This is a genomic window from Hoskinsella mucinilytica, assembly GCF_045223415.1.
Lineage (GTDB): Bacteria > Bacillota_I > Bacilli_A > Erysipelotrichales > Erysipelotrichaceae > Hoskinsella > Hoskinsella mucinilytica.
Window position 1 is genome coordinate 20,441 of the sequence record NZ_JBEQZJ010000024.1, and the last position, 20,678, is coordinate 41,118.

Here is a 20,678-nt window from a genome sequence, read left to right on the forward strand (position 1 = left end):
TTTTTATGAACAAAGTATACCAGCTTAAAGTTGACACCCTATGTCAGGTAAAGAAAAGATATCGCTTATTTTGCGATATCCATTTTATAAATCTTATTTCAAAATACTAGGATCTTCAAATATTTGTAATGCTGTAAGCGCCATCGCTTTGGCAGCAACATGTAAGGTATGTTGTGCATGTTCTCCATGAACATACTCAAGAAACGCTTCATGATGTGCGAATACTTTAGGTCTTGCGCCTGTATCAATTTCACAATATACCGTAGGACAAACCTGCGAAACATTTCCGATATCACTGGATCCACTAGCTTCTTCATCTTTTTCCACAAAGGAAGTTACGCCTAAATCCATAAGATTTTGTTTTAACAGGGTTCTCATTTTTTCATGGTAGTTTAGATCATCATAAGAGTTTTCAAAATTATGATACTCTAAGCGTGCTCCACTCATCAACTCTGCTCCTTTTGCACAATCAATGATACGCTTGGTCAGTTCCTTTAGGTAAGCACGATCTTTTGCTCGGATATAGAAACGACAACTTGCTTTATCCGGAACCGTATTGCAAGCAATTCCACCTTCTGTCACGATACCTGCTACACTGGCATCTTTGCGCATATGTTGACGAAATGCATTGACACCGGCAAACATCAGTTGAACACCATCTAGTGCATTCACACCTTTTTCCGGATATGCTGCCGCATGAGCAGCTACACCATGGAAATTAAATTCGATGGAATCCATGGCCAATGTCACAACATTAATGTTATTTTCCGCACCCAAATGCATCTGAAGTGCTGCATCGATATCATCAAAGGCACCACGTTTTACCAAATCACATTTGCCCCCTAGGGTTTCTTCTGCAGGTGTACCGATCACAACGATACTTCCATTGATTTCATCCTTCATTCCTGCTAGCGTAATGGCAGCTCCAAAGGTAGAAGCTGCGATCCAATTATGACCACAAGCATGTGCATTCTGTTTTTTCTCAAGTCCATATCCGGGTAACGCATCATATTCCGCAAGAAATGCTACCTTTACACCTTCTTTACATGGTAGCTCCGCACGAAATGCCGTAGGTATATCCAAATAAGGCATTGTGACAATAAAGCCTTGTTCCCTTAGCTTTTCCACAAGATATGCACTGGACACATACTCTTCGTTTCCTAATTCAGGATGTTCAAAAATAAATTCACTGACCTCTTCCATCAAAGAAGCCTTTTGATCTGCTAATTCAAATAATCTTTTTTTTCTTTCCATATCTTACTCCTAATATCCGATCACAACTGCAATACATAATAATACGATAGAAGCTACAAATAACATACCGAATAATGGTGTTACAAATTTATACCATTTATTGATAGGAAGGCGCATGATTCCACACATCATAAAGACACTGGTTGGCCAGAATATGTTAGAGAACCCATCACCAAATTGATAGGCAAGCACACTGACTTGACGGCTCACACCGACCATTTCTCCTACCGGTGCTAAAATCGGCATCGTGATCAAAGCCTGTCCCGCACCACTTGGTATAAAGAAGTTGATGATATTTTGTACGACCAGCATACCCATGGCACTTAACATACCTTCAAAATTTGTCAATATATTGCTTAACCAATATACGATGGTATCGATGATATAAGAATTATCCATAATGATCGGAATACTTCTACTAATTCCTACCAATAATGCGCCATACATCATTTCCTTACTGGCTTCAATGAAAAACTCTGCAATCTGACTTGGTGTAAACTTTGATATCAACCCGGTTACGATCATCATGATGATAAACAAGGTCGCTATTTCATCAATATACCAACCAAATTGTATCGTGCCGATCAACAGCATCGCAATGGTAAATACAAACAATAGACAACTGATTTTATGAGTCATCGTAAATTTGCTTTTCATAAGCTCCTCTTTGGAACCGACTTCTAACATATCAAGCTTTTCTCCATATAAAACAGAACAAGTTGCATCTTTTTTCACCTTATGTGCATAATGCCAAACATACCATATGGCAATTGCCATGAAAACAGCAAAGCAAACAACACGATAAGCAAGTCCACTGAATAAGGTAACACCAGCAACTTCTTGCGCTATACCGATCGTGAAAGGGTTGATGGTTGCGGATGCAAACCCGATCGCAACACCAAGATAAATGATACTACCACCAACAATAGCATCATAACCAAGGACAACAGCAATAGATATAAATACAGGTAATAACCCATAAGTTTCTTCAAACATTCCCATAGTAGAACCAAGTAATCCAAAGGTAATCATACATACCGGTATGATTAGTTCAATGCGATCACCGATCTTTCGCAAGATAAAACCAACCACAGCATCAAAAGTTCCGTTTTTAATTAAAATATAAACAAATGCATAGGCAAATACAATAAAGAAGATGATTTGCGCCGCATCTACAAATCCTAGCTGAATACTTTTAAACATATCAAAGATAGAGCATCCAACTTTATCCACAGCATGATAACTACCGGGTACAACAATCGTATTACCCGCAGCATCTTCCACACGATCAAATACACCAGCAGGTACTACATTCGCTAAAATCGCAGTTAGTATGGTCATCATAAAAATAATGACATAGGCATGGGGCATTTGAAACTTACGTTCCTTTTTCTTATTCATAAACGAATTCCTCCAAAATAAAAGTCCTTGCATCCCAAAACATGCAAAGACCTACATTGGTTTACTTTGACGTTTTAAGATAGCGCTCCTTTACGTGAATCATAAAGGCAGTGGCATGTCTATTAAACATACCCCCAGCAAATGCTTTGAACACATTTACTTCGGCGTATCATCCTTTCAGATACCCTCATTGACGTTCAGTCTACGATATCCTACTCTTAATCAACGCACCTCCACTTAAAAACAAGGCTTGTATAGTGTACCATCCTTCTATCATAAATGCAACTGATATCCTCTTATTTTAGTGAATCATTTGATTGACAAAGTTTTCCTTTTTCTATACACTAAACATAAATTCATAAGGAGGAATAGAATGCAACTGATATTAGATCAAGTCAAAAAATCCTTTGGTGATAAACAAGTCCTAAAGGATTGCAGTTTTACCTTTGAACAGGGTAAGATCTATGGCTTATTAGGGAGAAACGGTAGTGGAAAAACAACGTTGTTTAATTGTATTGCACAAGAAACACCAAGTGAGGGGCATGTCTTTATCCAAGATCATCAAGGAAAAAGAGAAATCAATGAAATGGATGTCGGATATGCATATAGTTTACCAATTTTACCTGAATTTATGACTGGATATGAGTATATAAAGTTTTATATGGAAATTAATCAAAGTAATTTAGACAAGCGAATAGATATCGATGATTGTTTTCGTCTTATGCGTATCGAAGAGGATGATCGCCATCGTTTGATCAAGGGGTATTCTCATGGAATGAAAAACAAACTACAAATGTTAAGTTTTCTTTTGACCCATCCGGATGTCATTTTATTAGATGAACCACTCACTTCTTTTGATGTCGTTGTCGCAAGTGAAATGAAGCAATTATTATTACAGATGAAGTCAGATCATATTTTATTGTTCTCTACACATGTTTTACAACTAGCAAGTGATCTATGTGATGAAATCATCTTATTGAATCATGGTGAATTAGAGTTATTGGATCATGAGCTATTGAACAGTCCTGATTTTGAAGAGCGTGTCGTAGCCATGTTAAAGGAAGATGATCATGTGGAATGATATTTATCTTTTACATCGTGTAATTGCGACCAAAAAGGTCAATGGCTTTTTATACTTCCTACAAAAACTTCCATGGATCGGAAAAAAAATACCGAACAAAGTGTATCGCTTACTTGGATTGAAACGATTCCTTAGTATTTTGATGATCGTATTTTCCCTACTTGGGAGCCTTTTAAAAAACTTTCTATATTTATTTCTTGTTGTTTTATTGCCTATTTTATTATCAAGCATGGAAAGTGATACCTTAGATTTTGCTTTATCCCAACAATTATGTTTGATGATCTATCTGCTATTTACCGGATGTTGCGGTGCCTTGTTAAATGGTCTGCTTTGGCGTGCAAGTGATGAAACCTATATCATGATTCGTCTATTACATATGGAATCCAAACGATATCTTTTAACCCAAAGTCTATATCAATATGGATGGAATACGTTGACACTTATGATTGCTGCCTTCATCACCAATGTTATATTACGACTGCCCTTTTGGTACGCCATGCTATTCGCATGTCTTTATCTATGTAGCCATGTCAGCTTAGATGCTATCTATTTATATTTATATGAGAAAAAAGCAACCTTATTTATGATGAACAATAAATATAAATCCATAATTCCAATCGTCGTATTCTTCCTTGCGATATTCCTTATTTGGCAGCGTCCTAGCATGCCATATATCTATCACATCTTTTTCATAGTATGCTTTTGTTTTGGTCTACTTAGCCTATGGGCCATCCATTATCTAAAGCAAAGTCAATCCTACAAAAAACTTGTTTTGTTGTTGATTGAAGAAAGTGCTTCTTTGGATCTATTGACCAAATCAAAAGGTGATAATCATCAAGTCGATGTTGTGTTAAATGAAAAAGATTATACCAAAGAAGAGCTTAAACAAGGGATCACCACAAAGAAACATGGATATGCTTATATGAATGAACTCTTTTTCAAACGTCATAAGCGCTTGATCTATAAACCGATCAAACGTAGAGTGATCATCATACTTGTGCCAACCGTTCTTTTGTTTGTATTATCTTTCTTCATAAAAGATGTACTTGAACCGACTTCTCTTATGGCACTACTTCCTCCCTTTGTATTCCTACTTTATTTGTTAAACATCTCAGAAAGAGCATGTCGTGCAATGTTTATGAATTGCGATGTTTCTTTATTACACTATGGTTACTATCGCCAGAAAGAAGCAATCTTCACCAATTTCAGAATACGCCTATGGACCTTATCAAAATACAATTTGTTTCTGGTTGCCCTCGTCTGTTTATCTATCAATCTGATTGCATATGTATACAAGATCACCTTCACTTGGCAAAGTTTACTTTTATTTGATTTCACCTTAATCGTATTATCCTTCTTTTTTAGTCTTCATTACCTTTTTGTATACTATATCTTTCAACCATATAACGAGGAACTAGATATGAAAAATCCATTTCTATCCATCCTTAACGCTATCGTTTATTTTCTATGTTATCTATCTCTACGAATCGAAGGCTCCTATGTATTTACCATTGGCGTATTGATCGTAACCTTACTTTATATTGCCATTGCTTCCCTTCTTGTATGGAAGCTTGCGTTTAAGACTTTTCATTTAAAATAGAAACCGTTATAATAAAAACGAAAGGAAGGATACCTATGAAATTTCATATTGCACATTGCAACATCAATGTAACTGATTTAGAAAAAAGCATTGCTTTCTATGAACAAGCATTGGGACTTCACGTTGCTCATAAGAAACAACAAGAGGATTTTATTCTTTGTTATCTAAAAGATGACAACACTCCTTTTGCATTAGAATTAACTTGGCTCAAGGATCATCCACAGCCTTATGAATTAGGAGAGAATGAGAGTCATATCGCATTTGAGGTTGATGATTTCGATGAAGCATACCAATTGCACAAGGATATGGGTTGTATCTGTTTTGAAAATCAAGAAATGGGAATCTATTTCATCCATGATCCTGATGATTATTGGTTAGAAATTGTTCCTGCATCCAAAAACGCCTAAGCATTAGACGTTTTTTTATATGCTGATCTAAAATCATTCACAAATACTATATGATGATTTCAATTATGGGTAACATAAGATAGGCATCCTCCTTGTAATTTGATAAGGACAAGACTATAATGAGGACGACTAAAAAGTGAGGACCTATGAAACAATTAACGTTAGAAAATTTTACAGAATTAGAACCATATATCAAAGCCGCAAACTATAACGAATATAATTCTAATATCATTACGATGTTGATGTGGCAAACCCGTTATCCTGTCTATTTTGCATGCTATGAGCATTTTGCTATCGTATACAATCAAATGCCTAACATGCCACCTGTATGGTTAATGCCATATTGTGAAAAACAATACCGCTTTGAAGCAATTGAAAAAATCAAGGAACAAAGCCAAACATTGGGGATTGCCTTTGAAATACATTCTATGGTCAAGGAATTTAAAGATTGGCTATTAGAAGCATATCCTCAACAATTTCTTATTTGGGACTGTTACGATGCAAGAGATTATATTTATGAACGTAACCAACAAATGACCTTAGCAGGAAAGAAAATGCAGAAACGAAGGAATCATTTTCATGCATTCGAAAAACAATATGAAAACCGCTATATCTATAAATCTTTGGAAAAAGCGGATATCCCACATGTTTATGAATTTTTAAGCTATTGGAAAACACAAAAAGATGCGATGGATACCATCGATGTGGAAGAAGAAGGTATTCATTTCTTACTTGATCATTTAGATGAATTACCGATCCAAGGTGGCTGTATTTATATTGATGGTAAACTAGAAGCATTCAATATCACTTCCCTTGTCGCAAAGGATACCGTACAGATTCATGTGGAAAAGGCCAATAAAACGATACGTGGTCTATACATTGCGATCTTAAAACGATTCCTTGAAACATTGGATGATTCCATCAAATATGTCAATCGTGAGGATGATATGGGTTTACCTGAACTGAGAAAAGCCAAAACCGATATGCAACCCATCTCAAAAACGCAAAAATTCGGAAGTTGTTATGAGCCATGGGAAATAAGAAAAGCTCAAAAAGAAGATCTTCCTTCGATCAAGCAACTTTGGCTTACCAGTTTTGAAGATGAAACTTTGACATCTACTGAAGTATATTTTGAGCGTTTCTTTCATTTAGAAGATTGTTATGTATTGGCAAATAAGGAAATCCTCATCAGTATGTTACAAATGCGAAATATGGATATCATGCTTCATGGAAAGAAAGAGCATGTTTCCTTTGTTGTTGGTGTGGCGACCAATAAAGAATATGAAGGCTGTGGATATATGAAGCAATTACTAACCTATGCCATGAATAAAGCATCGCAAACACAACATTATACTCTTTTACAAGCCTATCATTGGGATATCTATCGCCCTTTCGGCTTTGAGGAACGCTATCATCTATGGAAAACCAAATTGGATAAGCAAGCCTATTCCCATTGTAATGGTAAACTAGCTCCATGTAGTGATGTAAATCAATTAGCAACACTTTATGAAGCTTTTACCTCAGATAAAGATGGCTATCGTATTCGAGATCATGCTTATTATGAAACGCTATTTCTACCAAATGCTTCCCTTTGGAATCAAAAGGTTCTTCTTTATGAGGAACAAGGAATTGCTTATGGCTATCTCTTATTAGAAGAGACACAAGATGAGATAACTATTTTAGAATGTATCTATACAGATCCACAAAAACTATCTTCTATGTTGGCTGCGTTTGCTCAAGAAACACGTAAGGTGTACGTTTATACTGATCAACAAACAGAAATAGCTGGTAGAAAAAAAGAAGTAACCTCAATGATGATTGCATCCTTGAAAGATACTCCTTTGCCAAGCGAACCTTTATTTATTCATGAAACCCTATAAGAAGCGAAACGCTTCTTTTTATTTTACTATTTCTGACAACTTATCTAAGGCTTGATCAAAACTGTATACAAGATAACCATGTTTTAACACTGCTCCTAACACATAATGATTCATACCATACGTAGGAATGTCATATTGATTGGCACTTTTTAAACGAATATCACTATTGATTCCGATAATGATAGCATTTGTTTTGATGGCAATACCCAATTCCACCATCACACCGGCATCCTCATTGGTTAGATCCGCAATAAAAATATCACATTCTTCTACTGCTTTTGTATCCGCTTCATAAATTTCTTCAGGTGTCGGTAATGTCTGTTTATTTTCATTGAAAGGCTGATCGATCGGATTAAAAATATCTAATTGTGGAAACCGTTGTCTCAACAACTCTCCTTCTCTTTTTCGCTGAGCTACTTCAGCTTCATTAAACAAAGAACCTGCAATATATGTTTTCATTTTATACCTCCTCGTATCGAAACGATTATACACAAATAATAGAAAAAAAGAAAGAAAAAGCTTAAGAATGAGTATACTGATACATGCTTACATGGTACAATAACATCAGGAGGTGATCTTATGAATGGTTACCAAATGAAAATAACAATAAAAGGGAGCAAGCCTCCCGTATGGAGACGAATACTCATTCCTAAAGACAGTAGCTTCTATCAATTACATGAAACAATACAAGCTCTATTTGGATGGATGGATTATCATTTATATGTATTTGATATTCCAAAGCTAAATATACAAATAGGTGGAGATGCATTAGATGAAGATATCTTTCATAAGGTACAACGTGATAATGAACATGCTTTATTTGAGTATCTGGATGAAGGGATGAAGTTTACTTATACTTATGATTTTGGGGATGATTGGACTCATCAGATCGTTGTAGAGAAAGAAATAGAGATGGAAGCATTACACCCTGTCTTAGTTAAATGGAAGGGCGATAATTTCGCTGAAGATGCCGGTAATGTCTGGGGATATGATGACATTGTAACACGTAGTCAGAATACTGCTGATCCTGAACATCAAGAACTGAAGGAATGGTTAGACATGCAACATATTCCATTTTGCGATCAGGATGTGCAAGAGCTATTAAGTGAAATCGAAGTCGATGCCATAGCCAAACGCCTAGATTCAAAACTTTCTCAACAATTAGATGAAGCCATTATGGAGTTAAAACATGCTTTGTCAAAAAAGACCATTGTGAATCTCTCTTTGATCGTGATGGAAACACCACAACAAACAAAATATATAGGATTCAACCAAACCAATCATGACATTACTTTACAAATATATGAGAATGAGACCGATTACCTACAAGGTGTAGATTATGTTTCCTCTACCTCTCAAGGTAACTTGTATGCAAATGCAATATGCTTAATATCTACATCGCTTCCTTTACCTGTTGATTCATGGAAAAGTAGCGATGGCTTGACCATCATAAAGAAAATGCGCACCGGTTATTTACCGATCGATCTCAACGATGAAGAAGCAACTACTGCTATCATTGATTTGAAACATATGACAAGTATCATTCAAATGTGGGATGAAAACGAGTTTCCTACTTATGAAACCAATGAATGTATCTATGCAAAAAAAGATGAACATGGATGGAGCGTTCAAAAGCAACTAATCAAATTAGAAGCGAAACGTCTTAAAATTGCAATCAATCAAAAAGAACTACAGACATTAGAAACAGAAGCAGCACGCAAAAAAGGACAGATCAAAATTGATTTGATTGCCATTCCTCAAAATGAAATATTGAATTATCAAACAGATGTCGTATTGGTGATAGAAGGCATCACAATGAATTCCGATGTAGTATTAACCAGAGAATCACTCAAGGATTTTTATTCCATGAATGAAGAAGTTCTTGAAGAAGTCATTGCTTTTTTATATGATGATGGCATACCTGACAAAATTCTAGTCAACAATGAAAATGTCAGATTTATGTTAAGTGGACTTTGTGAAGCATTGAAGATCAACTTAGGGATAGAATCTTTTATCACGAAGACACAGAAAGAGTTCTCCTATTCTTTTGAAGATGAGAATGACATGGAAATATTAGAAACAATGGCAAATATGGATAATGATGAGTTTATTGATTTTATACAAACATTAGGAGAAGATGAGTTAGTTGACTTTCAATCATTCTTGAAAAAATACATAAACGAGGAAGACTTAGAACAGATTTTCCAAGAAATCGAAGAAGATGATGATGATGATCATGATGAAGATGATAACAATCATAAGACAAGAAGCTTTGATGCCTAATACAAGACACTAAAAAAGAATGCAAATCAGATGCATTCTTTTTCTATGTTTGATTATTTTTCTATATATTGAATTGCGATACAATTCAACCCGGTATGTGCACTGATAACTGCACTGATCGTATTGATTTCAATATCCAATTCAGGATTCTGTTCTTTTAGACTATGCGAGATTTCCTCTGCTTTTGCATAGTAATCTGAATGAATGACAAATACCTTTCCTTGCTTTCCCTTTAAGAAAGCGCTGATATGATCCACTGCGAATGCCGCCGCTTTTTTCTCAGTTCTTACCTTTTCAAAAACATCGATCTTTCCTTTGGTTTCCGGTCCAATATATAAAATCGGTTTGATTTTCAATAATCCTGCTGCCGCTGCCGCTAAAGGTGTTAATCTACCACCACGTTTTAAATGCTGAAGATCATTAGGAAGAATCAAGGTACCACTACGTTCGATTTTAGCTTCAACCAATGCTTTCGTTTCCTCTAACGTCTTTCCTTCATCAACATACTGCTTCGCCAATAAAGCCACATAGCCCTGTAAATCACAAGTCGTATAGTTTTCAATCGTCACAACCGGTATATTCAAATCTTTTCCACAAACCTCTATAGAATTGAAGGTGGAGGACAATCCACTAGACAAAGGCACAGATAGAATTGCATCATATCCATCTTGTTTGATTTCCATGATGGTATCTTCAATCACAGACAAGATCGGCATACTCGTTTTAGGTGTATGATTTTGTCTCAAACGATCATACACTTCCTCTGTTGTAATATCTACGCCATCCTGAAAGGAGGATTCTCCATCAATCACTTGTAACGGCATAAAATATAATCCATGCTGTTTTGCCTGTTCCTTATTTAAGGCACTTCCACTATCTGTTAATACAGCAATACGCATAACAAAACCTCTTTTCTGTCGGTATCTTCATAAAAACACATCATCAAAATACCTATCCATAACAATTTTACACCTTTTTCCACAGAAATGAAAATAAATCGCTTCTTCCTCACCTAAGTGCTATTTCAATTCTTGGTGAAATCGATCCGGCACTTCCTCTTGCAATGAGCAATCTTCTAATAGCTCCATATAGGTATCATACACTCTTTGAGGTGTTTGATGAATACCGCCCTTATGAAACATCTGCATCGGAAAATCTCCATCTAATACCCAATACTCTTCACCGGTATCCACAGTAACCAACCAGATGCATACTTCTTTTCCATCCTCATCCATGGTTTCCTCAAGAACAGCATCCTGTACTTCTACCATGGTCAACATCTGTTGTACATGATCTATAACAGCTTCTTTTTTCCATTGTTCCAGCATAACATCACCTCCTCATACTTAGGTATCATAGCACCATTTCCTAAGAAAGAAAAGTTAAAATAAGGAAACATATTTCATAAAAATACGCTCAAACAAGAAAAGATGGCACAAAAGCCATCAGAATACAAAGGTTTGTTTGTTTCATATAAATGGTATCAAATGAATGATACCACTTGTATAAAGCTTTATATACACTAAATTCCTCTTTTATCTTCTAAACACATAAAAGAAGATTCCATACTATATGGTATTTGTCCTATAGAATGTAATCTTCTTTTGTCTTATCGTTCTTGTTTATTCTTCCCTACGTTTTTTCTACTTAAAACAACTAGCACACTTGTAGATATCCATAGCATTCCTACCCATATACCAAAATTACTCGTATCATAAGTCGCAGGTGTATCAGATAGATTCTCTTTATCCACTGTTGTTGTTTTATCTTCTCCTTTACCTAACACATACTCTCCGGTATAATTACCTTTGAATATAAAACGATATACTGTATATCCATCCTTTTGCTCTTGTGTTACATCAAAATCAATACCAGATAATAATACTTGATCATGATCCATCAATGTAAGATGTTCGATATCATCCAGTTTCACATCTGACTTTACCAATCCATCTGCACTCTTGGGATAAATGTGAAATGGTACTTCTTTTATTTCGATAAGTTCTCCATCATCTCCATAAAGCTCTGCTTTCATTACATAAGAGCCGGCAGCAACAGGTAAACCAGACCATTCCTTACCATCAGGATATACATAATAGTATCGTACTTGACCTCCATTGGTTTTTGCGACAGGTTGAAAAGCCTGATCGCCATACGTCCAATCTTTGATAGAAGGTCCTTCTAGAAAGGTTACATCTGTTTCTTTAATTTCAAAGGTTGTAGAAGCTTTTACAGCACCATAATATTTATTTGCCGGTAAACTTACCATCACCTCATATGATCCTGCTTTTTTAGGAAAATCTTGTGTATATTTTGCGTTTTTATCATTCAATGATTTGTACCAAATAGAAGCATCGCTTACCTCATGTGTACTAGAAGTAATCACAGCTTCATTGGGCTTATGACCTCTTGTCCACCCTTTCATAGAGATACTTACAGATCCCTTTGCTTGTTCGATCGTAAATTCTGCACTTTTTGTGAACATTTGATAAACATCCTCAGCATAAGCCGATTCAGGTATGGTAACCATCACTCTATATGTTCCGGGTGCTGTAGGCATATCTTTCAACTTATTACCAAAAGAATTGTAATAGGTGATTTCTGCCTTATTTAAATCAACATTAGGATCACTCGTTGTTAGTTTCACGATATCTTTTTCTTCAGGTTGTTCTCCATAAGTCCATCCTTTGATAAAGTTCGTAGTAACTTGTGCTTCTTTTTTCATAACAGTAAACGTATCAATACAAGTTAATTCTTTATAATCTCTATCATTACCTTTACTTTCCGGCACAGTTGCCTTCATAGCATACTTCCCGGGTTTTAATGAATTTAAAGTATCTTGATCCCAATCTTCATATGTGATATCTTGTCCATCTACCACTTTACCAAACAAAAGATTTACTTCACCCTTCTCAGAATTCAAACCGGAATTGGGAATGGAAGCTTTTTTCCCATAAGTCCAAGAATGGATGCTGGGCTCTACGATCCACTTATTTTGAAATAAGACATGAATATTCACATGTAAAGTTCCATTCTCATCCTTATAGTCATACTTTATATTAGAAACATATGGTGTAAGCATAGTTCCCTCTAGTTCAGCAACTTCTTCATTTTCCAATGTTATCTTACTGGTATCGATCCCTGTCGCTATACCGGATAGATCTATCTGATGATTTTCATCCGCACTTAATTCTACTTGCATTGTATCAGATGGTATAAAAGATCGATTACTTGCTGATGTTTTTATATAAAGAAGATTATTTCCATCAATGGTTCCCTCTAGATATCCTTGTTTACTCAAATCTAAACCGGTTAATCCAATGTTATATACATATAATTGTGTTAGCTTGGTATTTGCACTTAGATCCAAATTAACAATATGATTAAAATAATTCTCCTCTTCACTACCATGATTATCTAAAGAAAGCATGGTTAATTCTGTTTGATGACTAAGATCTAATGATGTTAATCGATTGTTATTTGCCGCTAACCTAGTTAAACCCGTATTTGTGCTGACATCTAGGCTCGTTAAAGCATTGACCTTACATTCTAATGTTTGTAAAGCTGATAAACCATGAACATTTAGCGTCGTTAATTGATTTTGATTACATTGAAGTTTTGTCAATTCTGTGTTGTTGCTTAAGTCTAAAGATACTAATTGATTGCCAGAGCAATTTAAACTTTTTAACTTCGTATGTTTACCAATGTCTAAAGATGCGAATTGATTATTGGCACAATTTAATTCCGTAATACTTTCAAAAAGTTCGATTCCCTTTCCATCTTTGATATCCCATCCACTGATATTCAAAGAACCACCATATCCTGATAAAATGGCTTTATCGATTTTCCCATCTTGGATGTAGTTTTGAAACATATAAGATATCACAGATCTAAAATTCGCATCCGGAAAACTCAGTTCCATATCAATCAATTCTACATCCTTATTCTTTGTGTTAGTTTCACTAATTTGTGCTGCATGGATGTTTACAAGTGGTGATATCCCTGTAGATAATCCCATATATGCCACTAATAAAATCGCAATCCCTTTGGTTGTACGTTTCATGCAAATCCCTCTCTTTCTCAACGCTTACATTTTATCAAAAAAAGAGTAGTAAAACAGATATGTGATGCATTCTTGAACATTCTTGAAGTTCCAAATGTCTATAGATACGATAAGTGATAAATATATTCTTTTTAATATGACAGACATTGTCATATTTATGTGTTATGATGAAACAGGTGATACAATGCAAACATTAAGATTATTTGAAATTCTCTACATTCTGTTACAACAGAGAAAAGCAACAGCTGCCCAACTTGCAGAACATTTTGAAGTAAGTGTCAGAACCATTTATCGAGATTTAGATGCCTTAACCTTAGCTGGTATACCCATTTATACCAATAAAGGAAAAAACGGCGGTATCTTCTTAAAAGAAGACTATGTTTTAAATCGAAGTTGTTTGAGTGATGAAGAACAAAACAAAATTTTATCTGCATTACAAAGTCTTCAAATTGTAGATAAAGAGGATAGCGAACTATTGCTGTCTAAGCTTTCGGCCATATTTCAAAAACCGAATACGCCTTGGATACAAGTAGATTTTTCTGACTGGTCTGATGATTATGATAAAGATATTTTTCAAATCTTTAGATCAGCAATTCTCAACCATCAGGTTGTCACTTTCCTATATTACGATTCCTATGGTAACAGCAAACAACGTAGTGTGGAACCACTTCAACTTTTATTCAAAGGTCAAGCATGGTACTTAGTAGCTTATTGCAGATTATCTCAAGGGCAGCGAACCTTTAAAATCAAACGCATGCGTAACATTGAAGTAACGGAAGAGCGATTTGTACGAGAATTGATAGAAACAAAGCATCATTATCAACAATACCAGATGGAAATGATACAAGTAGTGCTTCAAATTGATAAAAGCATGGGATATCGTGTATTTGAAGAATTCCCTCGAGAACAGATAGAAGAATATGAAGATCATTTCCTTTTACATACACGAATACCTCAAGGAGAAATGACCATTCCGATCTTATTGTCCTATGGTCCCTCTTTAACCATTCTAGAACCAATAGAATTAAGAGATCGTATGAAAAGCTATTTGAATCAAATGCTAGATCATTATAAGTAATATGACACAGGATGTCATATTCATTGTGTTATAGTAACTACGTAAGGAGATGAGTATTATGGATATCATAGATTTTAAAAAGAGTGAAAAGAAGATTTATATGCCATCAACAAAACCAACGATCATTGAGATACCAAAGATGAATTATATTATGATACATGGATCAGGTAACCCTAATATCGAGGGAGGAGAATATCAAAACTCGATACCTATCTTATATGGCATTCATTATGCAATTAAAATGAGCAAAAAAGGAACACGTGATATCAAGGGATATTATGATTATGTCGTTCCACCCTTAGAAGGACTTTGGTGGATGAATGGATTGCATGGTATTGACTATGTACACAAGGAAAACTTTCACTTTTGTTCCATGATGAGGCTTCCTGAATATGTGGATCAAGAAATCTTTGATTGGGCTTGCGTACAGCTACAAAAAAAGCATCCGGAATATGATCTTTCCATTGTTAGCTTTGAATCCTTTGAAGAAGGAATCTGTGCTCAAATGATGCATAAAGGTCCTTATGATGATGAACCCGCAACACTAAAACAACTGCTTAGTTATATTGATGAGCAAGGTTATGTCACAGATTATGACAGCATCTCTTCCGATGGTCAATTGAGAAAGCATCACGAGATTTATCTCAGTGATCCTCGCAAGTGCAAAGCGGAAACTATGAAAACGGTAATACGCTTACCGATCAGGAGAACGTAATTATGGAATACATCAAACTGACAAAAGAAAACATAGACAAAGAGCATATCTGTTGTGCCTTAAGTGACAAGGAACAGGTCGCAGAAAAAAAACATTGGTTAGCACAAAAAATGGATGATGGTCTTGTCTTTTATCGATTGAACGAGAAAGGGAAGGTATTTATTGAATACTTACCTGTGGAAGCCGCTTGCTTTCCTATACAAGCACGCAATATGATGTTCATTGACTGTTTATGGGTAAGTGGCAAATATAAGGGAAAAGGCTATAGTAGCGTATTATTGAATCAATGCATCAAGGATGCATCAGAAGCAGGAATGGATGGCATCGTTGTGATTTCCAGTCCTAAAAAAATGTCCTATTTAAATGACCCGAACTTTCTCATTCATCAAGGCTTTCAACTCTGTGATGAAGCGCTTCCCTTCCAATTGTATTATCTTCCCATTCATGATTCATGCGAAAAACCTTCTTTTCTACCAAATGCCAAAACCATGCGAACAAAAGAAGATGGTATTGTCCTGTATTATACGCCACAATGTCCTTTCGCATTGAAATATGCACAAATATTAAAACAGAGGGTCGAGGCCGCTGGCATCCCTATACATCTTCATCTTATCACAAGGAAAGAAGAAGCAAACACAGTACCTGCACCTTGGACGGTATATGCGCTCTTTGTCAACCATACCTATGTCACTCATGAAATTCTTTCAGAGAAAAAAATCGACCAATTGATAGAAGCCTATGGAAACCAAGCAAATTGATGATCGCTTTGTGATAGGAATCAGAACTGCACTAAGCAATTCTTTTACACAAAACATAAAGATCATTACAGCCTTTTGGAAAAGCTTCCACCATCTCATTCGTCGTTATCATCTACAACAAGGTGCTGATTATGTGAAATATGGACTTACCTTTCGTGAAAACGGTAGTTTATATTACGCATGTACCATACCTGCCAAAGACACCTATCCAAATGATTTTGAAATTTTTAAAATCCCACGAAGTACCTATGTGATATCAACACACGTTGGACCAATGACCTCTCTTCCTGAAACAATCAACCATTTGATGAAGGAAGCACTTCCCCAACAAGGATATAGCATCAAAGATATCTCTTTGATCTATTATGAATGTTATCAAAAAGGCTTTCTTTTTGAACAAGATACCTCATTGATCACATTAGGCATTCCCATTCATATGTCCAATCCTACACAGATGCTTTCTATTCCAGCCAAATCGATTCTACAAGGAAATGGACAATGTCAAACAGGATGGAATTGGTTTGGTATGGATTACAACATGAATTTATATAAAGGCTGTCCTCATGGCTGTATCTATTGTGATTCACGTAGCGCCTGTTACCAAGTAGATAACTTTGATATCGTCAGAAAAAAAGAACATGAATTAGAGATTTTGGAGAAAGAGTTAAAACGAAAGAAAAGAAAAGGAGTTGTCGGAATCGGCGCTATGTCTGATACTTATCATCCCCTTGAAAAAACACAACAGATGACCAGAGGTGCATTAAAGCTACTTCTTCGTTATGGTTATGGTGTTGGTATCGATACAAAAAGCGATTTGATTCTTCGTGACCTAGACTTATTACAGGCAATTTCAAAACAACATTCTTGTATCATAAAACTAACGATCACCACTGCAGATGACAAGCTTTGTCGTATCATAGAACCTCATACGGCCCTTAGTTCTCGTCGCTTTGAAGTGTTAGAAGCACTACATCAAGTGGGTATCTTCGCAGGCATTCTATGTATGCCTATCCTTCCTTTTATCAATGATACATCTGAAAATGTGAAATCCATAGTAGCACTTGCCGCAAAGCATCATGCAAAATTCATCTATCCCGGCTTTGGTGTAACCTTGCGACAAAATCAACGCAGTTATTTCTACTATCAGCTTGATCATCATTTCCCTGGAAAACGCAGTCTTTATGAAACCTATTACCATAATACTTACTCATGTAATTCCTTACACGAAAAAGAACTATATCATATATTTCAAACAGAATGTGAACGTTATGGTATCCTCTACCACATGAAGGATATCGTACATGCATATAAAAAAGATAAGACCCTAGAACAGTTGACATTATTATAAGGAGGAACCTATGTCATATTATTTAAAAGAAGTCACCATACGTAGTGACAATACCTTGGAAGGATTGAAAAAAATAGAAGAATTATGGAAAGCCGTAATGGATGGTAGCCTTCCTATCTTATGTGATAGTGAACATCAAATGCGCCAGGGAATCCTACCGGTTGCTTGTTACAGCAATTATGCTAGTGATGAAACCGGTGCATACGACTTAGGAATCATGGCAGTAGATCCAAGCTTTTTTCAAACCATGGAAGAGCTAGTTGCGGCAAAACAATATCGAAAATATGAAGCAATCGATGAGGATATCGATGTATGTACAAAAAAAGTATGGGAAATGGTTTGGCAAGATTCCAAGAATCAACGAATTCAAAGAACCTTTACCAAAGATTATGAAATCAGTATGCCGATTGCATTCTCTGAAGATGGAAAAGCACACTGTACCTTATTTATTTCCATAAGATCATGAAACTATGATGAGATCACCTCATCATTTTTATTTGGAATTGACAAAACAAGATAAGCAATATATATTGATGATAACGCTTGTTTATACTTATAAATGGAGGGAATAGAAATGAAAGAAACCTATACCATTGGTGAAGTCGCTAAATTATTAAAGCTTGGTAATGATGCCATTCGTTTTTATGAAAAAAAAGGTTTGGTACACCCTATCATTGATGCTAACAACCAATATCGTATGTACCATATGGATCATATCCTTGAACTTTTAGATGTCATTTATTACCGTCATCTTGATATATCACTTTCTGAAATTCAACAGCTCCATATTGAACCGAATAAAGAAAAAACCAAAGCACTCATGAAACGAAAAAAAGAAGAAACTACACGTAAAATCGCTTATCAACAACAGTTATTGAAAAAAATCAATTATATGTTAGATATGTGTGAACATATCGATCAACAACTTCATACATGCACACTTGACACGATGCCGGCTTTTCATATTTTGTTTGAGGATAAGGAAACTGCATCCTTTTATCAAGAACAAATACAGCACATCAGTGAAGAAGAATTTGTTTTATGTGCAGTACTAAAACAGTTTACGATAGATGAACAAACATTAAAAAAACAAAAAAGTATGATCGTTATGGAACATCAAGTTCTTCAAGATCTTGGCATTCCTTTACGAGAAAAAAACATGTTACTGGAAGAAACACAATGTGTTACTGCCATACTACCTTTACCAGAAGAAGACCTTTCTTATTTACATATCCAACCATTACTTTCATTTGCCAAAACCTCACATTACGAACTTGAATCCACCCTATATGCAAAGGAGATTCCCTTAACCTTTTATCACGATCATGATCATTATTATACACAAATCTATATCCCGATCAAAAAGGGTTCCTAAAAAACACTTTTTCCTTGACCTTAGCCTAACACCAAGGTTTAAACTATGGTCTGGGAGGTATCTTTATGATCGAACAAAATCAGAAAAAAATAATCAATCAGCAATTTTATAGCTATGTTATGCCAAGTATGATCACCATGTTGCTTAGTGGTTTTTATGCAATTGTCGATGGCTTATTCGTAGGAAATGCTGTGGGAAATCATGGATTAGCAGCTATCAATCTTGTTTATCCTATACAAGTGATATTAAGCGCTTCTGCTCTTGGAATCGGAATCGGGGGCGCTGTCATCTATTCCGCATGTCTTGGAAAAGAGGATCAAAAAGGAATGACACATGCCCTTGCATCTACGATGACACTTCTTGTCAGCATAGGTATTCTACTACCTATTGGATTACGACTTGCCTTACCTTGGCTTCTGGAACTGCTAGGGACAACACCTCAACTGTATGATCACGCTCATTCCTACATTGTGATTGCGCTACTTGGCGGTATCTTGCCTGTACTAGGTAATGGATTAAATCCGATTCTTCGAAATCAAGGAAACACCTATCTTGCGACAATATTTATGAGCTGTGGACTCATCACCAATATTCTTCTTGACTATGTATTTGTGTTTGTCTTTGCCATGGGATTAAGCGGCGCAGCTTTAGCGACCATTCTTGCTCAAGGAATCGTAGCATTTTTATCCATCCTATATTTATGGAAACATGATTTTCATACTTTACAGCGACAAGACTTTGTTCCATCCATTTCACTCATTAAAAAAATCGCAAGCATTGGCTGTTCACCCTTTGGACAAACACTGGCACCATCCTTGATCATCGTTCTCACCAATTGGATGTGTTTACGTTATGGTGGCAATGATGCAGTTACCATTTATTCTGTAGTCTCCTATATCCTTTGTAGCGCACAATTACTTCTACAAGGAATCGGTGATGGCATACAACCCTTAATTAGTCGCAACTATAGCGCAAAAAGATTTCATGAAATTCACTATCTTCATCAGAAAGCATTAAACCTCACATTGATCTTTTCTTTATTCCTGTTGTTTGCTATATGGTGGATGAAAGAACCTTTGATTTCTCTATTTGGCGTCAGTGAAGCTTTGATGAAACCGGCAAAGACTGCCGTTATCATCACCGCCCTTTCCTTTCCCTTCCTTGGCTTGGTAAGATTGACCTGTGCAATGTTTTATGCAAGTGAAAAAACGATCTATGCTTCTTTGCTTGTTTATTTAGAACCATGTTTCATTCTTCCTGCACTGCTGATGATATGTACGTTGCAATTCCGATTACAAGGGATTTGGATCGCATATCCGATTGCTCAATTAGTTTTGTCAACCCTATCCATTCTACTTCATGTTTACAGTAAAAGAACAAAACAAATACAATACACATAGGAAAAGGCCAGCGAATCCCTATAAGATTCACTGAC

18 protein-coding genes and 1 riboswitch are annotated in these 20,678 nt (G+C 35.8%); of the genes, 12 read left to right on the top strand and 6 right to left on the bottom strand.

The window, feature by feature from the left end; translation table 11 throughout:
- Nucleotides 1-93: 93 nt before the first annotated feature.
- Both UGRO018_RS10025 and UGRO018_RS10030 read right to left on the bottom strand, forming a co-directional pair.
- A complete protein-coding gene (locus UGRO018_RS10025; protein ID WP_416326344.1) occupies nt 94-1,254 on the bottom strand; it encodes a M20 family metallopeptidase in 1,161 nt (386 codons plus the stop codon).
- Nucleotides 1,255-1,263: 9 nt separating this feature from the next.
- A complete protein-coding gene (locus tag UGRO018_RS10030) occupies nt 1,264-2,655 on the bottom strand; it encodes a YfcC family protein (protein ID WP_416326345.1) in 1,392 nt (463 codons plus the stop codon).
- A gap of 72 nt (nt 2,656-2,727) precedes the next feature.
- Nucleotides 2,728-2,899: riboswitch (Lysine riboswitch) on the bottom strand.
- 129 nt (nt 2,900-3,028) lie between these two features.
- On the opposite strand from UGRO018_RS10030, the gene UGRO018_RS10035 reads away from it, so the two are divergent.
- The 4 genes from UGRO018_RS10035 (at nt 3,029) to UGRO018_RS10050 (ending at nt 7,623) form a co-directional block, all read left to right on the top strand.
- Complete coding sequence (locus tag UGRO018_RS10035; protein ID WP_416326346.1) at nt 3,029-3,736, top strand: ABC transporter ATP-binding protein; 708 nt, start codon at nt 3,029-3,031, stop codon at nt 3,734-3,736.
- On the top strand, nt 3,726-5,336 hold the full coding sequence (locus UGRO018_RS10040) for a hypothetical protein (protein ID WP_416326347.1): 1,611 nt from the start codon (nt 3,726-3,728) through the stop codon (nt 5,334-5,336). Before UGRO018_RS10035 ends, UGRO018_RS10040 begins: the two co-directional genes overlap by 11 nt.
- A gap of 35 nt (nt 5,337-5,371) precedes the next feature.
- On the top strand, nt 5,372-5,743 hold the full coding sequence (locus UGRO018_RS10045) for a VOC family protein (protein ID WP_416326348.1): 372 nt from the start codon (nt 5,372-5,374) through the stop codon (nt 5,741-5,743).
- Nucleotides 5,744-5,889: 146 nt separating this feature from the next.
- Nucleotides 5,890-7,623 (top strand): GNAT family N-acetyltransferase, encoded by a 1,734-nt coding sequence (locus tag UGRO018_RS10050; protein ID WP_416326349.1) that lies wholly within the window; start codon nt 5,890-5,892, stop codon nt 7,621-7,623.
- An 18-nt stretch (nt 7,624-7,641) separates the two neighbouring features.
- Here UGRO018_RS10050 and UGRO018_RS10055 read toward each other — a convergent pair whose 3' ends face one another.
- Nucleotides 7,642-8,082: a nucleoside 2-deoxyribosyltransferase gene (locus UGRO018_RS10055; RefSeq protein ID WP_416326350.1), complete on the bottom strand. Its 441-nt coding sequence runs from the start codon at nt 8,080-8,082 to the stop codon at nt 7,642-7,644.
- Between the two features lie 120 nt (nt 8,083-8,202).
- Between UGRO018_RS10055 and UGRO018_RS10060 the strand changes: the two genes are divergently transcribed.
- On the top strand, nt 8,203-9,906 hold the full coding sequence (locus tag UGRO018_RS10060) for a plasmid pRiA4b ORF-3 family protein (RefSeq protein WP_416326351.1): 1,704 nt from the start codon (nt 8,203-8,205) through the stop codon (nt 9,904-9,906).
- Between the two features lie 53 nt (nt 9,907-9,959).
- Here the strand turns inward: UGRO018_RS10060 and UGRO018_RS10065 are convergent, their stop codons facing one another.
- From UGRO018_RS10065 to UGRO018_RS10075, 3 genes are all read right to left on the bottom strand, one after another.
- Complete coding sequence (locus tag UGRO018_RS10065) at nt 9,960-10,805, bottom strand: DegV family protein (protein ID WP_416326352.1); 846 nt, start codon at nt 10,803-10,805, stop codon at nt 9,960-9,962.
- Nucleotides 10,806-10,925: 120 nt separating this feature from the next.
- Nucleotides 10,926-11,234, bottom strand: a complete 309-nt coding sequence (locus tag UGRO018_RS10070; protein ID WP_416326353.1) for a hypothetical protein — start codon at nt 11,232-11,234, stop codon at nt 10,926-10,928.
- Between the two features lie 281 nt (nt 11,235-11,515).
- On the bottom strand, nt 11,516-13,969 hold the full coding sequence (locus UGRO018_RS10075) for a leucine-rich repeat domain-containing protein (RefSeq protein WP_416326354.1): 2,454 nt from the start codon (nt 13,967-13,969) through the stop codon (nt 11,516-11,518).
- A 184-nt stretch (nt 13,970-14,153) separates the two neighbouring features.
- Between UGRO018_RS10075 and UGRO018_RS10080 the strand changes: the two genes are divergently transcribed.
- From UGRO018_RS10080 to UGRO018_RS10110, 7 genes are all read left to right on the top strand, one after another.
- The gene (locus tag UGRO018_RS10080) at nt 14,154-15,047 is read left to right on the top strand and encodes a helix-turn-helix transcriptional regulator (RefSeq protein WP_416326355.1); all 894 of its coding nucleotides are present in this window, start codon (nt 14,154-14,156) and stop codon (nt 15,045-15,047) included.
- Nucleotides 15,048-15,105: 58 nt separating this feature from the next.
- A complete protein-coding gene (locus tag UGRO018_RS10085) occupies nt 15,106-15,762 on the top strand; it encodes a GyrI-like domain-containing protein (RefSeq protein WP_416326356.1) in 657 nt (218 codons plus the stop codon).
- A 2-nt stretch (nt 15,763-15,764) separates the two neighbouring features.
- Nucleotides 15,765-16,520, top strand: a complete 756-nt coding sequence (locus tag UGRO018_RS10090) for a GNAT family N-acetyltransferase (protein ID WP_416326357.1) — start codon at nt 15,765-15,767, stop codon at nt 16,518-16,520.
- On the top strand, nt 16,501-17,868 hold the full coding sequence (locus UGRO018_RS10095; RefSeq protein WP_416326358.1) for an effector binding domain-containing protein: 1,368 nt from the start codon (nt 16,501-16,503) through the stop codon (nt 17,866-17,868). The genes UGRO018_RS10090 and UGRO018_RS10095 overlap by 20 nt, the downstream gene beginning before the upstream one ends.
- A gap of 10 nt (nt 17,869-17,878) precedes the next feature.
- The gene (locus UGRO018_RS10100) at nt 17,879-18,334 is read left to right on the top strand and encodes a hypothetical protein (RefSeq protein ID WP_416326359.1); all 456 of its coding nucleotides are present in this window, start codon (nt 17,879-17,881) and stop codon (nt 18,332-18,334) included.
- 108 nt (nt 18,335-18,442) lie between these two features.
- Entirely contained in the window at nt 18,443-19,243 is an 801-nt protein-coding gene (locus tag UGRO018_RS10105) for a MerR family transcriptional regulator (RefSeq protein WP_416326360.1), read from the top strand.
- Between the two features lie 65 nt (nt 19,244-19,308).
- A complete protein-coding gene (locus UGRO018_RS10110) occupies nt 19,309-20,643 on the top strand; it encodes an MATE family efflux transporter (protein ID WP_416326361.1) in 1,335 nt (444 codons plus the stop codon).
- Nucleotides 20,644-20,678: the final 35 nt, after the last annotated feature.